This is a genomic window from Arthrobacter sp. NQ7 (assembly GCF_029581595.2).
Taxonomy (GTDB): Bacteria; Actinomycetota; Actinomycetes; order Actinomycetales; family Micrococcaceae; genus Arthrobacter; species Arthrobacter phenanthrenivorans_B.
In genome coordinates this window covers 44,154-61,849 of the sequence record NZ_JARFXU020000025.1, presented here as the reverse complement: position 1 = coordinate 61,849, position 17,696 = coordinate 44,154, and the positions used below count along the sequence as shown (strand labels likewise).

20 protein-coding genes and 1 pseudogene are annotated in these 17,696 nt (G+C 67.2%); 13 read left to right on the top strand and 8 right to left on the bottom strand.

Annotation, left to right across the window (positions count from 1 at the left end; genetic code table 11):
• Window positions 1–181: pseudogene (locus PUN71_RS19835) on the top strand (MFS transporter); the annotation flags it as partial.
• 142 nt (window positions 182–323) lie between these two features.
• Here PUN71_RS19835 and PUN71_RS19830 read toward each other — a convergent pair.
• On the bottom strand, window positions 324–1,124 hold the full coding sequence (locus PUN71_RS19830; RefSeq protein WP_277799786.1) for an IclR family transcriptional regulator: 801 nt from the start codon (window positions 1,122–1,124) through the stop codon (window positions 324–326).
• A gap of 120 nt (window positions 1,125–1,244) precedes the next feature.
• Here PUN71_RS19830 and PUN71_RS19825 point away from each other — a divergent pair, with 120 nt between their 5' ends.
• The 8 genes from PUN71_RS19825 to PUN71_RS19790 all read left to right on the top strand — a co-directional run bounded on the left by PUN71_RS19825 (window position 1,245) and on the right by PUN71_RS19790 (window position 8,418).
• Window positions 1,245–1,748 (top strand): tripartite tricarboxylate transporter TctB family protein, encoded by a 504-nt coding sequence (locus tag PUN71_RS19825; protein WP_277799785.1) that lies wholly within the window; start codon window positions 1,245–1,247, stop codon window positions 1,746–1,748.
• A 2-nt stretch (window positions 1,749–1,750) separates the two neighbouring features.
• On the top strand, window positions 1,751–3,253 hold the full coding sequence (locus PUN71_RS19820; RefSeq protein WP_043453914.1) for a tripartite tricarboxylate transporter permease: 1,503 nt from the start codon (window positions 1,751–1,753) through the stop codon (window positions 3,251–3,253).
• Between the two features lie 47 nt (window positions 3,254–3,300).
• Window positions 3,301–4,308: a tripartite tricarboxylate transporter substrate binding protein gene (locus PUN71_RS19815; RefSeq protein ID WP_277799784.1), complete on the top strand. Its 1,008-nt coding sequence runs from the start codon at window positions 3,301–3,303 to the stop codon at window positions 4,306–4,308.
• Window positions 4,309–4,332: 24 nt separating this feature from the next.
• Window positions 4,333–4,959: an RraA family protein gene (locus PUN71_RS19810; RefSeq protein WP_043453908.1), complete on the top strand. Its 627-nt coding sequence runs from the start codon at window positions 4,333–4,335 to the stop codon at window positions 4,957–4,959.
• A gap of 19 nt (window positions 4,960–4,978) precedes the next feature.
• A complete protein-coding gene (locus tag PUN71_RS19805; protein WP_277799783.1) occupies window positions 4,979–5,758 on the top strand; it encodes an NAD(P)-dependent oxidoreductase in 780 nt (259 codons plus the stop codon).
• 79 nt (window positions 5,759–5,837) lie between these two features.
• The gene (locus tag PUN71_RS19800; RefSeq protein WP_277799782.1) at window positions 5,838–7,175 is read left to right on the top strand and encodes a TRAP transporter large permease subunit; all 1,338 of its coding nucleotides are present in this window, start codon (window positions 5,838–5,840) and stop codon (window positions 7,173–7,175) included.
• An 8-nt stretch (window positions 7,176–7,183) separates the two neighbouring features.
• A complete protein-coding gene (locus PUN71_RS19795) occupies window positions 7,184–7,441 on the top strand; it encodes a hypothetical protein (RefSeq protein WP_277799781.1) in 258 nt (85 codons plus the stop codon).
• Window positions 7,438–8,418: a cyclase family protein gene (locus PUN71_RS19790; RefSeq protein ID WP_277799780.1), complete on the top strand. Its 981-nt coding sequence runs from the start codon at window positions 7,438–7,440 to the stop codon at window positions 8,416–8,418. The genes PUN71_RS19795 and PUN71_RS19790 overlap by 4 nt, the downstream gene beginning before the upstream one ends.
• Window positions 8,419–8,560: 142 nt before the next feature.
• Here the strand turns inward: PUN71_RS19790 and PUN71_RS19785 are convergent, their stop codons facing one another.
• The gene (locus PUN71_RS19785; RefSeq protein WP_277799779.1) at window positions 8,561–9,130 is read right to left on the bottom strand and encodes an MOSC domain-containing protein; all 570 of its coding nucleotides are present in this window, start codon (window positions 9,128–9,130) and stop codon (window positions 8,561–8,563) included.
• A gap of 115 nt (window positions 9,131–9,245) precedes the next feature.
• Here PUN71_RS19785 and PUN71_RS19780 point away from each other — a divergent pair, with 115 nt between their 5' ends.
• Both PUN71_RS19780 and PUN71_RS19775 read left to right on the top strand, forming a co-directional pair.
• Window positions 9,246–9,671, top strand: a complete 426-nt coding sequence (locus tag PUN71_RS19780; protein WP_277799778.1) for a hypothetical protein — start codon at window positions 9,246–9,248, stop codon at window positions 9,669–9,671.
• On the top strand, window positions 9,644–10,207 hold the full coding sequence (locus PUN71_RS19775) for an alpha/beta hydrolase (RefSeq protein ID WP_277799777.1): 564 nt from the start codon (window positions 9,644–9,646) through the stop codon (window positions 10,205–10,207). The genes PUN71_RS19780 and PUN71_RS19775 overlap by 28 nt, the downstream gene beginning before the upstream one ends.
• Window positions 10,208–10,253: 46 nt before the next feature.
• On the opposite strand, the gene PUN71_RS19770 is transcribed toward PUN71_RS19775, so the two are convergent.
• From PUN71_RS19770 to PUN71_RS19760, 3 genes are all read right to left on the bottom strand, one after another.
• Entirely contained in the window at window positions 10,254–12,638 is a 2,385-nt protein-coding gene (locus PUN71_RS19770; RefSeq protein ID WP_277799789.1) for an ATP-binding cassette domain-containing protein, read from the bottom strand.
• A 111-nt stretch (window positions 12,639–12,749) separates the two neighbouring features.
• Window positions 12,750–13,169, bottom strand: coding sequence for a VOC family protein (locus PUN71_RS19765; protein ID WP_277799776.1), 420 nt, complete (start codon window positions 13,167–13,169; stop codon window positions 12,750–12,752).
• Window positions 13,166–13,615: a helix-turn-helix transcriptional regulator gene (locus tag PUN71_RS19760; RefSeq protein WP_277799775.1), complete on the bottom strand. Its 450-nt coding sequence runs from the start codon at window positions 13,613–13,615 to the stop codon at window positions 13,166–13,168. The genes PUN71_RS19765 and PUN71_RS19760 overlap by 4 nt, the downstream gene beginning before the upstream one ends.
• Window positions 13,616–13,842: 227 nt before the next feature.
• Between PUN71_RS19760 and PUN71_RS19755 the strand changes: the two genes are divergently transcribed.
• Window positions 13,843–14,232 (top strand): CBU_0592 family membrane protein, encoded by a 390-nt coding sequence (locus tag PUN71_RS19755; RefSeq protein WP_043453889.1) that lies wholly within the window; start codon window positions 13,843–13,845, stop codon window positions 14,230–14,232.
• Between the two features lie 140 nt (window positions 14,233–14,372).
• On the top strand, window positions 14,373–15,389 hold the full coding sequence (locus PUN71_RS19750) for a sugar phosphate isomerase/epimerase family protein (RefSeq protein WP_277799774.1): 1,017 nt from the start codon (window positions 14,373–14,375) through the stop codon (window positions 15,387–15,389).
• A 130-nt stretch (window positions 15,390–15,519) separates the two neighbouring features.
• Here PUN71_RS19750 and PUN71_RS19745 read toward each other — a convergent pair whose 3' ends face one another.
• The 3 genes from PUN71_RS19745 to PUN71_RS19735 form a co-directional block, all read right to left on the bottom strand.
• A complete protein-coding gene (locus tag PUN71_RS19745; protein WP_043454014.1) occupies window positions 15,520–15,831 on the bottom strand; it encodes a 4a-hydroxytetrahydrobiopterin dehydratase in 312 nt (103 codons plus the stop codon).
• An 80-nt stretch (window positions 15,832–15,911) separates the two neighbouring features.
• Window positions 15,912–16,244, bottom strand: coding sequence for a hypothetical protein (locus PUN71_RS19740; RefSeq protein ID WP_277799773.1), 333 nt, complete (start codon window positions 16,242–16,244; stop codon window positions 15,912–15,914).
• A 325-nt stretch (window positions 16,245–16,569) separates the two neighbouring features.
• Window positions 16,570–17,676 carry a GTP pyrophosphokinase gene (locus tag PUN71_RS19735; protein WP_277799772.1) on the bottom strand — a complete coding sequence of 369 codons (1,107 nt, stop codon included), beginning with the start codon at window positions 17,674–17,676 and terminating at the stop codon, window positions 16,570–16,572.
• Window positions 17,677–17,696 lie beyond the last annotated feature (20 nt).

The following is a 17,696-nucleotide window of genomic DNA, read 5'->3' as shown; positions in this document are numbered from 1 at the left end:
GGCCGGGCAACGCGGCCGGGCACTGGCCCTGCGCCTCGCCGGCAACCGGGTGGGCCAGGTGATGCTGCCCAGTGCCATCGGCGTGGTTGCCGCGGGGCTTGGCTCCGCGGGCGTCTTCCTCGCCTCCGCCGTGGTGGTGGGCGGGACCATGGTGCTGCTGCGGGGTGTGGAGCTGGATTAGCTGGCACGGCCGCGTCACGCCGGGCAAGGTTTCAGGCAGGGCCCGACGGCGCGAGGCCGGGTTTCCGGGGCTTCCCCGCCTAGGGCGGCCCGAAAGCCTGCCGTGCGTGACGCCGTCGTCCGTGTTTTGGGGGCGTGCGGTGTCAGTAGACGGAGCCCTCGAGCAGCTCGGAAAGGCGGCCGGCCGCGCGGCGCAACTCCGGGACCCCGGCTTTCAGGGTGGCCTCGCTGGCCGCTTCCACCGGGCTGGTGAGCGAAATGGATTCCGTGGGCCGGCCCGTCCGGTTGGGGACCGCCATGGCCACTGACAGGACGCCGGTAGCGCGCTCATCGGCAGAGAATGCGTAGTCGGTTCCCGGCTCCGGGAGCCGCGCTCGCAGTTCCTTTGCCGTCAGGTCCGCGTCTTTCTGGCCGGCTGCCACGGCCGCCGCCACCGCCTGCTGAAGTTCGTCATCGGACGCCGATGCGAGCAGGATCTTTCCTGCGGCACCGAGCGTCAGGGGCAGCCGCTTGCCCAGCGGGAGGTCGTAGCGGAGGGGTGCCTCGCCGTCGACGCGGGCCACCAGGATGCGCTCGAAGCCGAGCCGTGAATACAGCGACGCCGTCAGTCCGGTCTGCGATGCCACCTGCTGCAGGACGGGGCGGGCCGCGACCACCAGGGGATCGTTCTCCAGGAAGCTCCGTGCGGCGGGCAGGACGGCCGGGCCGATCCGGTAGGACTTGTCCGTCTGGCTCACCATTCCGAAATCCTGCAGCACCCGGAGGATCCTCAGCGTGGTGGGCAGGCTCATGCCGCAGTTCCGCGCCAGATCGCTGAGCCGCTGGGGCCGTTCGGCCCGCTGCAGTTCGGCGAAGACCTCCATGGCCCTCGAGAGGGAGCGCATGTTCGAGGATTTGGGGCCCTCTTCTGCCGTGCCGGCCGTACTGGAAGTCGTAGTCGCCATTCTTCCATCCTATGTAAGTTCCTTGCACTTGACAGTACCTGTGTCTCCTGTCACTATTTCTCAGTACGCAATATAGTTTCATTCTATGAAATGCAAAGACGCGCAGTGAAAAGGACACTCATGACAACGGAGTCAGTCACGACGAAAGCAGGCAGCACGCTTCGGGTCGCCCCGGGTGTACTGGCGGGAATCGGCGCCTTTGCCGCCGTCGGCAGCTATGTCCTGGTCAGTTCGGTCGGCCTGGGGCTCTGGACGTCCCTCGGCCCGGGCGCCGGAATGTTCCCCTTTGCGATGGGGGCGCTCCTGGTGGCGATGTCGGCAGTCTGGCTCCTCCAGGAACTCCGCAGGCCGAGCGCCAGGGGTGACGGTGTGGACGCGGGGGTAGTCATTTCCGTCGTGGCGAGCCTGGTCATCCTTGCATCCGTCATGGACCTGGTGGGCTTCCAGCTGGGCATGTTCGCGTTCCTGCTCTACCACCTGAAAATCCGGGGACGCCGGGCATGGGTGCCCTCACTGATCATCGCCCTGGCGGGAAGCGTCGGCGCCTTTTACGCCTTCAACTACGGCCTGAACGTGGCCCTTCCCGTGTCGGCATTTACTCCGCTGAACCTGATCGGACTCTAGGCATGGAAACCCTCAATGAACTGCTTGGCGGCTTTGCCACCGCCATGACCTGGCAAAACCTGCTGTTTGCCTTCCTGGGCTGCCTGCTCGGCACCATCATCGGCGTCCTGCCCGGCGTCGGACCCGTCGCGGGCGTGGCACTGCTGATCCCCCTCACGCTCAACCTGGACCCCGCAGGGTCCATCATCATGCTGTGCGCCATCTTCTACGGCACCCAGTACGGCGGCACCATCACCAGCGTCCTGCTGAACACTCCCGGCGAAGCGTCCTCGGCCATCACCACCATCGACGGTTATGCGATGACCAGGATGGGGAGGGCCGGAGCGGCCCTGACGCTGGCCGCCGTCGGGTCCTTCGTCGGCGGCACCATCGCCACCGTCGGCCTTGTCGCCGCCGCCAAGCCGCTCGGCGAGCTCGGCCTGCTGGTGGGGCCGCCCGAATTCTTCGCGCTCATGGTGGTGGGCATCTCGCTGCTGGTGGCATTGGCCGGAAAGTCCATGGTCAAGGCCCTCATCTCCGGCGCCCTGGGCCTGCTCATCTCCATGGTGGGCATCGATCCCGTGGCCGGCGCTCCGCGCTTTACCTTTGGCATCGACAACCTGATGGACGGGGTCAGCTTTGTGGCTGTCATTGTCGGCGTCTTCGGGCTTTCGGAAATCCTCTCGTTCCGCCGGGACGCGCCCACCCCGGTGGTGCATGCCCCCGGTTTCCGGCAGTTGTTTCCATCCAGGACGGAATGGCGCCGCAGTGCACCTGCCATGGCCCGCGGGACCGGCGTCGGCTTCGGTCTGGGCCTGATTCCCGGCATGACCGGGTCCGTGTCAGCGCTGCTTTCGTACGCCACGGAAAAGCGGTTCAGCCGCTTCCGCCACGAACTCGGCAAGGGTGCCGTCGAAGGCGTTGCCGGGCCCGAGACCGCCAACAATGCCCACGCCAACGCGGCCCTCATCCCGCTGTTCACCCTCGGCATCCCAGCGTCGCCCACCATCGCGGTGCTGATGGGGGCGTTCCTGCAGCAGGGCCTCACCCCGGGACCCAGCCTGTTCACGGAACACTCGGAGATCGCGTGGGCCATCATCGCCAGCCTCTTCATTGGAAACGTCCTCCTGCTGCTGTTGAACGTCCCGCTGGTGGGGCTGTGGACCTCCATCCTCCGCGTGCCCACTCCGGTCCTCACGGCAGTGATCCTCGTGTTCATGGTCATCGGCGCCTACACCATCAACTTCAGCGTCTTCGATGTCTACGTCATGATCGGGTTCGGCCTCCTTGGCCTGGCACTGCGGAACCTCGACATTCCGCTGGCCCCGATGGTCCTCACCCTGGTGCTGGGCCCGCTGATGGAACGCTCCCTGCGTGAATCGCTGGAGATATCCCAGGGCGACTTCACCGTCTTCGCCAGCCGTCCCATCTCCGCCGTACTGATCGGCATTGGCCTGCTCATTATCTGCAGCCCGCTGCTCAAACTCCGTAAGCCCAAGGCGCTCACGGAGGACCCCGAAGCCTGACCTCCACCCCAAACCGCACACCCGCACCACTTCAAAGGAGAAGACCCATGTCCCGCAAGAAAATTCTCGCAGCCGTCGCAGCTGCCTCCCTGCTCGCCCTCACCGGCTGCGGTGCCAACGCCGGAGCCAGCAATTCCGGCGCAGCCGCCGGTGACTTCCCGAAGAAAGGCAAATCCATTGACCTCATCGTCGCCTTCTCCTCGGGCGGCGCCGTGGACACTGCCGCCCGGCTCATCCAGCCGGTCCTGGAAAAGGAACTCGGCACCAACGTTGAGGTCATCAACAAACCAGGTGCCGGCGGCCAGATCGGCTACACCGCCCTGACCGGCGCCAAGCCGGACGGCTACACCATCGGCGCCACCGGATCCCCCTCGGTAGTGGTCTCACCGCTGGACCCGGCCCGCGGCGCGAAGTACACCAGGGACAGCTTCCAGCCGCTGGGCCGCCAGGTGATCGACCCCACCGTCATCGCCGTCCAGCCGGACAGCCCGTACCAGACCCTGAAAGAGCTGCTGGACGCGGTCAAGGCCAAGCCGAAGTCACTCACCGCCAGCACCACCGGCATCCAGACCGGTGAACACTTCGCCCTGGCCCAGATCCAGGAGAGCACCGGCTCGGAGTTCGCACCGGTCCACTTCTCCGAGGGTGCGTCCCAGGCCACCACGGCGTTCCTGGGCAAGCACGTGGACGTCCTGGTGGCCAATGTCAGCGACGTGACCGACCTCAGCAAGCAGGGCAAGGCGCGGGTGCTGGGCGTCATGTCCGGGGAACGCGCCCCCTCGCTGCCGGACATTCCCACGTTCAAGGAATCCGGCTACGACCTGACCGCCGGGACCGCCCGCGGCTACTCCGCCCCAGCAGGGCTCCCTGACGACGTGGCCAAGAAGCTCGAAGCTGCCATCGAGAAGGCCATCGAGGACCCAGCCGTGGTGCAGAAGATGAAGGACCTGGGCCTGCAGACCAGCTACCTCAACGGTTCTGACTACGAGAAGTTCTGGGCAGGCCAGGAGGACGACTTTAAGAAGGTCCTTCCGCTGGTCCAGAAAAAAGACTGACCCACACCCCCGAAGGAACTGACCATGACAACTCCAGCCATCGACACCAGCGCTGACTTTGACCGCCCGGACCCAGCCATCGTGGACCGGCTCGCCAACCTGCCCGCCGCCAATATCGGTGACGCCATGGACCGGCTCGGCGTCGCGGACTCCGCCATCCAGGCCGTATGGCCCGGCGCAAAGCTCGCCGGGCCGGCGTTCCCCGTGTGGACCCGTCCGGGCGACAACAAGGGGATCCACGCCGCCCTGCAGCTGGCCCGCCCTGGAGACGTCATAGTGGTCGCCGGCGGCGCCGATGAATCCCGCGCGCTCCTTGGTGAATTGATCGGGGAGCGGGCCATCAACCTTGGCGTCGCCGGCTTCGCGCTGGACGGAGCAGCGCGCGACGCCGAGGCGCTGGGTGAGATCGGCATGCCCGTCTTCGCCAGGGCTACTTCGCCCGCCGGTCCCTACAAGGACGGCCCGTTCAGGCTGGGAACCGCCGTTGCCTTCGGCGGAGTCCCCGTCCTGCCAGGCGACATCATCATCGGCGACTCCGACGGCGTGGTGGTCATCCCCCGCGAACAGGCAGCAGCCGTCGCAGAAGCTGCGGAAGCAGTATTCGCCGACGAAACCAGCCGCCGCCAGGCGATCGTCGCCGCGCGCTCCTAGAGAAGAAGAACCCCAAACCATGACAGCATGCACCGTTATCGGCCTCGGTGAAGCCGGAGCCACCTACGCCGCAGCCCTTGCCGCTGCCGGCCATCAGGTCACCGGTTTCGACCCGGTGGCCCCCACAACCCCTGCGGGCGTCACCCGCGCCGCAACCGCTGCCGCTGCCTGTGCAGGCGCCGGTATCGTCCTGGTGATGACCGGGGCGGCCGCCGCGCGAAGTGTGGCGGAGGAGTGCCTGCCGGTCCTGGCCGCCGGCAGCGTCTACGCAGACTTCACCTCCTCATCGCCCGGCGTCATGCAGGAGCTCGGACAGCTGCCCACCAAAGCTGCGTTCGCCGACGTCGCCATTCTTGGCCCGGTCTCCGCGCTGGGTGAGAAGACGCCCCTGATGGTGAGCGGTCCAGGCGCCCAGGCGGTTGCCGCCCTGCTGCGTCCCCTCGGCGTGCAGGTGGAAATCGCCGACGGCGAGCCTGGGGCGGCGATGGCCCACAAACTGCTGCGCAGCGTCCTCATGAAGGGCCTGGCGTCCGTGGTGGTGGAGGCGGTCACGGCCGGCAAGGCAGCCGGCCTGGAGGACTGGATCCGGGGCCAGATCGCGAACCAGCTGGCGGGGGACGGCCAGGCGGTCATCGACAGGTTCCTCACCGGCAGCGCCAAGCACGCCGTCCGCCGCTCCAAGGAAATGCAGGACACCGCAAGCTATCTCTCGGACCTCGGCGTCCCGGCCGAGATGACCACCGCATCGGCCGCAGCCCTCGCCCGCATGGCGCAGGCCGCCGAACCGGCCTTGCGCTGACAGCACAGCAAGGCACAATCAGGAACGGGTATTACATGATTTCGACAGCAACCGGCATTCCGCCGTCAGGAGCAGCAGCATGATCGGCATCTGGGCACTTGGCGCCTACCTTGCCGCCATCCTCCTCTGGACTACGGCCATGAAGCGCAGCGTGGGGGAAGCCATGATCCTGGGCTTCCTGGTGGTCCTGCCGTTTACCGGGGCCGCTGCGGCACAGGTTGGTTGGTCGGCGCTCTATTCGGCGGCGACCGACGAAATTGTTTACGCCACCATGGCATTCGTCTTCATGGGCTACCTGCTGGACAAGGGCGGCGTGCTGGACCGGCTGATCGACCTGCTGAACTCACTCATCGGAGGGGTAAAGGGCGGCCCGGCGTGGGTCTCCACGATAGCGTCCGCCGGCCTGGGCGGAGTGGTCCACAATCAGGCGGCCATCGCCGCGACGGTGGGCTCAGTGACCATTCCGTGGATGGAAAAGTCCAGGCTCGACAAGCCAGCTGCCGCAACCCTCGTGGCCGGGAACGCCGGGATGGGCATCACGTTCCCCTTCAGCGCCTCCATGTTCGTCCTGGTCGGCTCCGCCACGGTGGGGCCCCTGCTGGACATCAACGCCCTGGTCCTTCCCTTGCTGTTCGGCGGCCTGTGGTGCTTCCTGCACCGGCTCATCGTCACCTGGCTGCTCATCAGGAAGAGCGGGATGGCGCCGCTCGACGCCGCCCACCGCCTGTCTGTCCGGGCCGCGTTCGGCCAGGGGTGGGCCACGCTCCTGCTGTTCGTCGTCGTCGCCATTCCCCTGGTCATCACCTCCGGGTTCCTCACTTCGGCGCTCTCGGACTGGACCGGCGGCGACGTCAGCAAGTCGGTCAGCGTCATCGTCTGGATCCCGGTGGTCCTCCTCATCACCGGTGCGCTGCTGGGCAGGAAACAGCTGCCCCGCACCGGGCGTGCCTGGGGAAAGCTCCTGCAGGGCTCGGCCCCGCGGTTCGGCATCGTGGGCGTCACCGTGCTCTTCGCCTTCGCCGGCGCGAACGCGCTGGCCGCCACCGGCCTTCCCAAGCAAATGACCGCCCTGCTGAACGGGATGAACCTTCCCCTCTGGCTCCTCGCCATCCTGATCGGGCTGATCGTCATCGCTGTCGCAGCCCCGCTGTCCGCCACGGCCACCATGGCCGCCGTCGGAACGGTCGGCGTCGCCGCCCTCGTCGCGGCCGGTGTTCCGGCCACCACCGCGGCCGTGGCTGTCCTGGTGTTCTCCTCCTGCGAGGCCGCGGTCCCGCCCGGCGGGGCACCGCTCTATGTTGCCTGCGGCATCGCGGACGTCAACCCCATCAAGACCTTCGCCCGCCTGCTCACCCACTATGCGCTGCCGCTGCTGGTCATCGGCGTGCTGATCATCCTCGGCGTCCTGCCGATCTAAGGAACTCGATGCAAACATCACGAAGGTTCTTCGAAACCGTCTTCGTCATCACCCTCGGAGCGCTCCTGATTGGGGGTGTCCTGTTCGTGGCCGGGCAGGCCGCCGGACTGCTGGCCGGGCAAAATGCGTGGCTGGAGTTCTTCAACACCACCATCAAGCCGCCCGTGTGCATTGCGGCGTCCGTGTGCGCTCTGGCCGGGTTCCTGCTCAGTTACAGGCGCCCAAAAGAGCAGGTGCAGCGCCGGCAGGAGGCCCAGTCCCGGTGACCGATGACATCACGGTTCCCCGGTTCGCCGACCTCCTCGACAGGGCGGGTGCCCTGTCCGGCACTTCCTGGGGACTCTTTCCGGAGCCGGAGCGGGGAACGCCGTCCTTCATCACTCCCCGCGTGGTCCGGGAAGCCAAGAACAGTATCAGGACCGGGACAGTGTTCGGCCTGGACTACCCGGCCGATGCCTTCGACCCCGGCATGTCCCTCAAACGCGGCGCACCCCGGCACACCATCTACTCCTCCCATCCTGCCCACCGCGATGACTACCTTGACGGGTATTACCTTCAGGGCTCGAGCCAGATTGACGGGCTCCGGCACCGGCGGGCCGACGACGTGGGGTTCTACAACGGCGTCCCGGACCACCGGATCACCGAAGGCACTCCGGACCTGGGTATCCAGGAGTGGGCCAAACACCCCATCGCCGGAAGAGGTGTCCTGGTGGACGTTGACGGGTTCCGAAACGGTGTTGGCGAGCCCATCGACCATGCCGCCGGAGAACCGCTCACCCTGGACCTGGTCAGGTCAGCCATGCAGTCCCAGTCCCTGGCCACCCGCCCCGGCGACATCCTCATGCTGCACACCGGTTGGTGCGAATGGTTCCTCGCACTCGATCCCGAGGAGAAGCAGCGCCTCCGGAAGAGCCGGAAGGCGTCGGGCGTCGCACAGTCACAGGAGTTCGTGGCCTGGGCGTGGGACAGCCGGTTTGCGGTGATCGCCGCGGACAACTTTGCCTTCGAATGCCTCCCCGCCGTCCCTGAAAGCCCCTACCGGGAGTCCGCGTTCAACGACCACGGCATGATGCACCAGCACCTCCTGGCCAAGCTCGGCATGCCCCTGGGTGAGCTCTGGCGGCTCGGCCCGCTCGCACGGCATATGCAGTCCACCGGCCAGTGGGACGCCTTCATCACCATCAAACCGCTGAACATTACCGGCGGCACCGGTTCACCAGTCAACGCGACCGCCATCACCTGAAGTAACCGCGCCTGCGTCACGCCGGGCAGCTTTTGGCGGAACGCCCGACGGCGGGAGGCCGGGTTTCCGCGGCTTCCCCGCCTATGGTGGGCCGAAAGCGTGCCGTGCGTGACGCCGTCGTCCGTGTTCCGGGCAGGGTCAGCTAGGGCAGCCGGGAAGGCCGCAGCAGGCTCGGCTCACCGGCGCGGGCCGGATCAAGCGGCACCGGGCTGACCAGCACGGCCGGGCCCCGGTGCAGGAGCCCGCCGGACACGGCGCGGCAGCGGATGCCGCCCCGGCCCCGCATGGCCGGATGCGCGCCGGGAGCCAGCATCCCGTTCATCCACGCACAGGGCTGGGCATGCCGGCCGCCGTGGAACCGGACCACGTCCCCGCCGGACTCCAACGCAAAGTCATGCCCCAGCAGCGGTGCCAGCTGCGCGCCGCGGAGCACCACATTGCGGCGGGTCAGCAGGGGATCGAACGGACCGGCGCCCAGTTCGGCGGCGATGGCTTCAAGGGATTCGACGGCGAACAGGGTCACCGCGGCGTCCATGTGTGCGGCCTTGCCGAAGAACCGGTCGCCCACGATGCCCTTGCCGCCCACCACCTCCACCGTGTCCCCGTCAGTGGTGGGAACGTCGGCTGCGCCGTCCCGGGCCCGCCCGAAATAGGCGTGCGCGGGGGACACCAGCAGGTGCAGGATCTCGACCTCGTACCGGTAGGTCCCCATGTGCTCCCTTACTTCGCAAGCTCGGCCACGAAACCCCGCGGCTGAGGGTCCTGATGCAACCAGCGTAGGCCAGCCGGCATTGAAATCCGGCCCTCCAGTGGCAGGATCAGGAACCATGGACATCACTTCCGCCCCGGAACCCACTCCGCCTGCCAGGCGCCGGACCGCCCTCTTCTGGGCGTCGGCGGTGTGCGCAGCCGGCCTGGCGGGAGTTGCGGTGTGGATGCTGGCAGGCAACCCCGCCGTCCTGGGCGGACACCCCCTGCTGCCGGGCCTCCTGCTCGCGGCGGCCGTGGCGGGCGCGGCATGGGGAATCCAGCTCTGGCGCCGCCGTGACACGCCCCGGTCCCGCTCCCGCGTCCGGTTCGTTGCCGCCTGGGCCGGCCGGCTGGCCGTGCTGGCTCTCGCCGCCGGCCTGGCCTGGCTCGACCCCTTCGCCACCAGCCGGGGCCGGCGGCGGAGGCCGGGCCGACGTCGGACCTCACCGTCACCGAAACTCCCACCGCCATCACCATGTCACCCGAGGGCGGCAAGACCATGAAGGGTCTGGTCTTCTATCCCGGAGCCCGGGTGGATGCCCGCGCCTACCAGGACATCCTTGCCCCCGCCGTGGGCGCCGGATACCGGGTGGTCATCCTGAAGGAACCACTGGGGCTCAGCCTGCTGGACGGAAACCAGGCCCGCAGCGCCATGGCGGACAACCCGGACATCGGCACGTGGGCGGTCGGCGGCCACTCCCTGGGCGGGGTGTCCGCATCATCCTTCGCGCTCAACAACAGCGACGTCAAAGGCCTGGTCCTGTATGCGTCCTACCCGATCGATTCGCTGCAGGACCGCAGTGGCCTGTCCGTCCTGTCCGTGTCCGGCGGCAACGATGGCCTCAGCACTCCTGCGAAGATTGAGGCCTCACGGGAGCTGCTGCCCGGCGACGCCGAATTCGTGGCCGTCCGCGGCGGAGTGCACGCCTTCTTCGGCGACTACGGCGATCAGCCCGGCGACGGCCAACCGGGCATCAGCCGCCAGGCCGCCCAGCAACAGATCGCCGCCGCCACCGTATCCTTCCTGGAGAAGCTGTAGGCGCCGCAGGGTTTCGACGGGCCCGGCCGCCTGGAATTGGCCTCGCTCAGGCGCCCACGTAGGTGGCCAGGTGCCGCCCCGTCAGGGTCTCCCGCCCGGCCACCAGCTCGGCCGGCGTTCCCTCGAAAACGATCGTGCCGCCGTCGTGCCCTGCGCCCGGCCCGATGTCGATGATCCAGTCCGCGTGCGCCATGACGGCCTGATGGTGCTCGATCACGATGACTGACTTGCCGGAATCCACCAGCCGGTCCAGCAGGCCCAGGAGCTGCTCGACGTCGGCCAGGTGCAGGCCCACGGTGGGCTCGTCAAGGATGTAGACGTCGCCCGCCTCGGCCATCTGGGTGGCGAGCTTCAGGCGCTGGCGCTCGCCGCCGGACAGGGTGGTCAGGGGCTGGCCCAGGGTGATGTAGCCCAGACCGACGTCCGCCAGGCGTTCCAGGACTTTGTGGGCGGCCGGGGTCTTGGCATCACCCTCCGCAAAGTAGGCCAGCGCGGCCTCCACCGACATGTCCAGGACGTCCGCGATATTCATGCCGCCCAACGTATATTCGAGGACGGCGGGTTGGAAGCGGCGGCCTTCGCAGTCCTCGCAGGTGGATTCGACCGTGGCCATGACGCCGAGCTCGGTGAAGATCACGCCGGCGCCGTTGCAAGTGGGGCAGGCGCCCTCGGAGTTGGAGCTGAAGAGCGCCGGTTTCACGCCGTTGGCCTTGGCGAAGGCTTTGCGGATGGGTTCGAGCAGTCCGGTGTAGGTGGCCGGGTTGCTGCGGCGGGAGCCCTTGATGGCGCCCTGGTCGATGACGACGACGCCGTCACGCCGGGCCAGGGAACCGTGGATGAGCGAACTCTTGCCGGATCCGGCCACACCCGTCACCACGCAGAGCACGCCCAGCGGAACGTCCACATCCACGTTCCGCAGGTTGTTCGTGGAGGCGCCGCGCACCTCCAGCGCCCCCTTCCGGGCCCTGGTGGAATCCCTTAGCCGGGCCCGGTCGCCCAGGTGGCGGCCGGTGATGGTGCCGCTGGAACGCAGCCCGTTGACGTCGCCCTCGTAGACAATCTCGCCGCCGCCGGTCCCGGCGCCCGGGCCGAGGTCGACGACGTGGTCGGCGATCGCGATCATCTCCGGCTTGTGCTCCACCACCAGGACGGTGTTGCCCTTGTCCCGCAGCTGCAGCAGGAGGGTGTTCATCCGCTCGATGTCGTGCGGATGCAGGCCGATGCTGGGCTCATCGAACACGTAGGTGACGTCGGTCAGCGAGGAGCCCAGGTGCCGGATCATCTTGGTCCGCTGCGCCTCACCGCCGGACAAGGTACCGGCCGGTCGGTCCAGGGAGAGGTAGCCCAGGCCGATTTCGGTGAAGGCGTCCAGCAGGTCGCGGAGGCCGGCGAGCAGGGGGCGGACGGAGGGCTCGTCGAGGTCCCGGATCCAGGCGGCGAGGTCGCTGATCTGCATGGCGCACAGGTCCGCGATGTTCCTGCCATTGATCCTTGACGCGAGCACCTCCGGCGTGAGCCGGGTGCCGCCGCAGTCCGGGCAGGTGGCGAACGTGACGGCCCGCTCCACGAAGCGCTTCACGTGCGGCTGCATGGCCTCCACGTCCTTGGAGAGCATGGATTTCTGGATCTTGGGGATGATTCCTTCGAACGTGAGGTTGACGCCCTCCACCTTGATCTTGGTGGGTTCGGCGTACAGCATCGTGTCCAGCTGCTTCTTCGTGAAGGACGCGATGGGCTTGTCCATGGGCAGGCCCATGCCTTCGAACAGGCGCCCGTACCAGCCGTCCATGGAGTAGCCAGGGACGGTAAGCGCGCCCTCACTCAATGATTTCGAATCGTCGTAGAGCGCGGTCCGGTCGATGTCGCTGATGTTGCCCATGCCTTCGCAGCGCGGGCACATGCCGCCAAGGTAGGTGACCTGGCGGACCACGTTCTTCTCCACCCGGCCGCCCTTCTCGGTGCTCATGATGCCGCTGGCCTTCCGGGTGGGTACGTTGAAAGAGAACGCGGTGGGCGGGCCGACATAGGGCTTGCCCAGGCGGCTGAAGAGGATGCGGAGCATGGCGTTGGCGTCGGTGGCGGTGCCCACGGTGGAGCGCGGGTTGGCGCCCATACGCTCCTGGTCAACGATGATCGCCGTGGTCAGTCCCTCTAGGCGGTCCACCTCGGGGCGCGCCAGGCTGGGCATGAACCCCTGCACGAACGCGCTGTAGGTTTCGTTGATGAGCCGCTGGGATTCGGCGGCGATGGTGGCGAACACCAGGGAACTCTTGCCGGAGCCGGACACGCCGGTGAAGGCGGTGAGCCGCCGCTTGGGCAGCTCAACGCTGATGTCTTTGAGGTTGTTCTCGCGGGCGCCCTGGACGCGGATGAGATCGTGGGTGTCGGCGATATGGAGTCCGGCCGGGGAGGTTTCCGTCCCCGGGTCCATGCTGGTGTCCGTGCTCAAGGTGTCCCCCTTCTGGTGGAGCGGCACCGGCGCGGGGCTGTGCTGGCAGCCCCGCTCCGGCGTCGTCCGTTATATACGTGACTGTTGATATGCCTATGGCTGCTGGTTGATGCGGACGGTGTTGCCGGCCGGGTCGCGGAAGGCGCAGTCGCGGATTCCGTAGGGCTGGTCGATGGGCTCCTGGACGACGTCGGCCCCGCTTGCCTCCACCTTGGCGAAGGCGGCGTCCACGTCCGGGGAGGACAGGACGATGGTGGCGTAGGTGCCCTTGGCCATCATTTCGGCAATGGTGCGGCGCTCGTCGTCGGTGATTCCGGGGTCGACGGCCGGCGGGCACAGGACGATGGAAACGTCCTTTTGGCCTGCGGGGCCAACGGTGATCCAGCGCATGGTGCCGCGGCCGACGTCGTTGCGGATCTCGAAGCCCAGGGCGTCGCGGTAGAACGCCAAAGAGGCATCCGGATCGGTGGCGGGAAGAAAGGTTGAGGAAATGTTGATGTCCATGCCAGTCATGCTATTTGCGCCTCGCGGGCGGGCGCTTCTCGATTCCTGACCGGTCTGGTGACCTGTTTCGCCACGCACGCGGGGATGCCCGCCGTCGAATGCTGCGCCTCCTGTTTATAGACGCTCGGCGGCACGCCCACCAGCTCGCTGAAGCGGGTGCTGAAGGTTCCCAGCGAGGAACAGCCGACGGCGAAGCACACGTCGGTGACGCTGAGGTCACCTTTGCGGAGCAGCGCCATGGCGCGTTCGATCCGGCGGGTCATGAGGTAGCTGTAAGGCGATTCGCCGTAGGCGAGCTTGAAGCGGCGGCTGAAATGGCCGGCGGACATGTGGACATCCCGGGCGAGGGATTCGACGTCGAGCGGCTGCGCATATTCCCTGTCCATCCGGTCCTTGACGCGGCGCAGCTGCACGAGTTCGCGCAGGTACGGGTCGGGGGATGGGCTGCTGGTCACAGCTCCGATCGTGCTACGTGGCGGGGGTCTTGTCCAGACGTGCCCGGTATCACGGTCCAGCGGGCAAAATCGCGCGTGCCTGCAGGATATGATTGTCCCGCCGGCCAGTATGAGGTCCTCGCCCGAACAGGGCTCGAGTAAACGCAGCGTCCGGCAAACCAACTCTTAAATCACCTGCAAAACCCCTGCCCAATTGCTGTGCTCGGGTAACACCTTGAAAGGACGCCATGGAACTGCTGTGGGAAATCGCCGGCTGGGCAGGGGCGGTTGCGATACTCAGTGCGTACCTGGCAGTTTCCATGGGCTGGTTGAAAGCCGGCAAGGGGTTCCAGACGGCCAATCTGTTCGGCTCCGTTGCCTTCATCATCAACGGAACCCTGCACGGGGCGTGGCCGTCGGTGGTTACCAATATCGCCTGGTTCCTGATCTCTGCCGTTGCGCTGGTGCGCATGCGTGCGGAGGAGGCGTTGGTTGAGCCGGCCGAGGCCGCACACGTTCAATACCCGGGAGTTCCTGACTCCACCGGCCAGATGGCCGTCGTCGAGGCTTTCACCGAGGCCCTGCCCGTTGTGGGTTCGGCGCCAGGCCTGGCAGACGGGCCGCGGCTGGCCCTCTAGGCCGACAACGGCGGTTCGCGCCGGGGGTGGGGCGGTTTCACGGCCCCTTTCATTTCTAGTCCTATTGACAGGACAAAGCTTCTCTCATAACTTTTTTAGAGCGCTCCATCTGCGGCCGCCCTTTCAAAGGAGAGAACCCCATGAGGCTTGGTGTCTACAACGCGGTCCTGCATGACCGTCCGCTGCCCGAGGCGCTCGCAGTCATCGCCAGCCTGGGCCTGACGGGAATCGAGATCAACACCGGCGGCTTCCTTCCCCCGGTGCACGTTCCCACCTTTGACCAGATCCTGGTGAGTGACGCCGCGCGTGATGACTACCTGGCGCTTTTTGAGGGGACCGGGGTTTCCATTGCGGGCTTGAACTGCAACGGCAACCCGCTTCACCCCAACCCGCAGATCGGGGAGAAGCATGCCGAGGACATTCGCCGGTCGATACGGCTGGCCCACCGGCTGGGCCAGAACCGGGTGGTCACCATGTCCGGCCTGCCCGGAGGTGAACCCGGGGCGACTGTTCCCAACTGGATCGTGAACGCCTGGAACTCGGCTGCTCTGGATGTCCTGGACTACCAGTGGGGGATTGCAGCCTCGTTCTGGAAAGAGATGGACCGGCTGGCCCGGGACCTGGACGTCAAGGTGGCGCTGGAGCTGCACCCGCAGAACCTGGTTTTCAACACCGCGGACGTGCGCCGGCTGATTGAGGCGACCGGCGCCACGCATGTGGGGGTTGAACTCGATGCCTCACACCTGTTCTGGCAGCAGATGGACCCGGTGGCAGTGGTCCGCGAACTGGGCCCGCTGGTGTTCCAGGCCGCGGCCAAGGATGTCCGGATCAACCCGGGAAACGCGGCCCTTTACGGAGTACTGGACAACAGCTTCCGCCGCCTTTCCCCGGAGGAAAACCGCACCAACCTCGGCGGCGACGAATGGGTTAATGAGTGGCCCAAGGATTCTGCCTGGGACTTCGTGGCCCTGGGCCGCGGCCACGACACCGCCTACTGGACCGAGTTCCTGCGCGCCCTGCACGAGGTGGACCCGGACATGCTGGTCAACATCGAGCACGAGGACGTTTCGCTGGGCCGGATCGAGGGGCTTGAAGTGGCTGCGAAAGTCCTGCGGGATGCGGACGCGGCACTCCGGGAGTCGCTGGTCGGGCGGTAGGCCCTTTTGGACGCCCGGGTTGGCCCTTGGATCGCTTGTGACGGTCGTTCTTCAGGCGCGCGGAACCCACCGCGGCTCTTGGCCTGATCCGCCTAGACCATCCGCTCGCCCCATGCTCGACGGCGCGGACTCACTCCGCGGCGGCGACCCCGAGGTCCGCGGCGTGGCCGCTGATGACGCGTGCCAGGTCGATGTCGCGGCTGGTGATCCCGCCGACGTCGTGGCTTGAGAGCGTGACGCCGACTTCGGGGTAGGTGAGAGTGAGGTCGGGGTGGTGGTTGGCCTCCTCGGCGGAGGCGCCGATGCGGTTCACGAGCTCCAGCCCGGTGGAAAACTTCCGGGTCCTGAAGGTGGCGGCGAGGGCCTCGCCGGTCACGCGCCAGCCGGTAAGACCCGCCTCGGCGAGCTCGGCGGCCGACAGCTTCCGTTGGGGATCAGTCATGGTGACATCATGGCTCCGGATGGCTGCCGCGGGCTACCCCTGGAGGCATCACGCCTGCGGGGTGAGCGTCGCCGCGGGCGTTACGTCGTCTGCCCGAACCGCTCCTGTGCAGTTCGCGCGGACGTGCCGAGCGCGGTGCCGATAGCCTCCCAGGAGTCTCCGTTCGTGCGTGCGGCGCTCACGGCGGCGGCCAACTCGGCCTCCGCTTTCGCGGCCGCCGCACGGGCAGCGGTGATTCGGCGGAAGTCGGCGGCGTCCCTGTCAACGTGAGGCACAGGGCTTAGGCGAAGGAGCGTACCCGCCACCCGCAGCGGCGCCGCCAGGTGTTCGACGTGCAGGACGTAACCTTCTTCAGCCTCGCGTTGTACGTAGGCCGTGAAGACGGCTTTTCCGTCAGTGTCATCAAAATCCACTTTCCCATAGCTCTCATGGGGGCCAACTGGCCATGGGCGCGGCCTCAACCGCCCTCCAGCTTCGTACGGCGTCGGCCCGTGAGAGGGGTCCCCCACCGGGAAGCCGGCGGCTCGCGCTTCGTGACGGGTCATGCTGACCGTTCTCCTTTATCTTGTCCTGCCGCTGCACCCCGATGGGTTTAGCGCAGCAGCAACCTCTCTCAGCCGGGGTGGTGCCGCCAGCGCCCTGGTACAGAAACCAGTACAAGTCACTTCGGGCCGGACCGCACGAGTACCGGGTACCCGATCCTCGCCGCCGTGGACACGCGGCCGGCCCCAACAACCCCTACTTCGCAGTCATCCTGTACCGCTCGATCTGCCGCAGCCGCCGCAGCAGGCTGTCGCGCCGGGGGTGGGGGACGACGTCGGGCGCCTCGGCGGTCAGGTCCACGTGGGCGGTGCCGTACTGCCAGAGCAGGAGGTCGTCCAGGAGCCGGTCCGGGCCGGGGGAGTAGCGGTGGTCCAGGGCCTTGCGCACTTCAGTGATGCGGTTGGCGTTCAGCAGCCCGGCCAGCTGCATGGTCTGGTTCAGCCCATGGGCGGCGAGCAGTTCAGCGGCCCAGCCCCAGTCGTCGTCCACCTTGCGGTCCACGTGCGGGAGCAGGGTCCGCCAGACGTCCCGGATCCGGTTGGGGGTGAGCGGCGCGGCCCCTTCGCCGTCCACGTCCCAGTAGCTGCGGACTTCCTCGTACCGCTCATGCAGGTCGGCGAAGGCCGTCTCCACGGTCTCCAGCATGGCCGCCGTGGCCGTGAACTGCCGGTCGAAGTGGGGTGTCCAGGCGCGCGGGTCCTCGGCCTTGAACCGGATGTCATGCTCGATCTCGCTCCACGCGTGGGCGAAGATGGTGCGGATCTGGCACTCGAAAAAGTAGCTGCCGTTGGGCTGCAGGTCCGGGTTAAAGACCTGCTGGTACTCCTTCACGGCCTCGTTCTGGATGGTGCGCAGGATCAGGTGCCGGCTGGAGTAGCCGTAGGTGCCGGACTCGATGGATCCGATGTCCTTTTCCCGGTCGCCGCGGCAGTCGAACAGCTGCCGCTGGCGCTTGATGATGTTGGCCACCGCGGCATTCTCGGCCGGCAGCTTGGTGATCACGCGGATGCCCACCATGTCATTGAGGGTGCGGAACGGGTCCGGGAACTTCAGCAGCCGCCGGCCGCCGGGCTCCAGCGGCTCCTCGGTGCGCGAGATCTTCTCCTTGAAGGACTCCACGGTCTTGGTGCGGCCGGTGACGAACAGGGGCGTGACTTCGGTGTCCTTCAGCATGTCCCGCAGCACCAGCAGGACGTCCCGGGTCACCAGTTTCAGGGCAGGCCGAACGCGCTCGTAGATCTCCACGTTGTGCTGCACCGATTCGCGCAGCGGCTCGTCCAGGCTTTCCCAGTTACTCGGCATGGTCCCAGCTTACGGCCGGG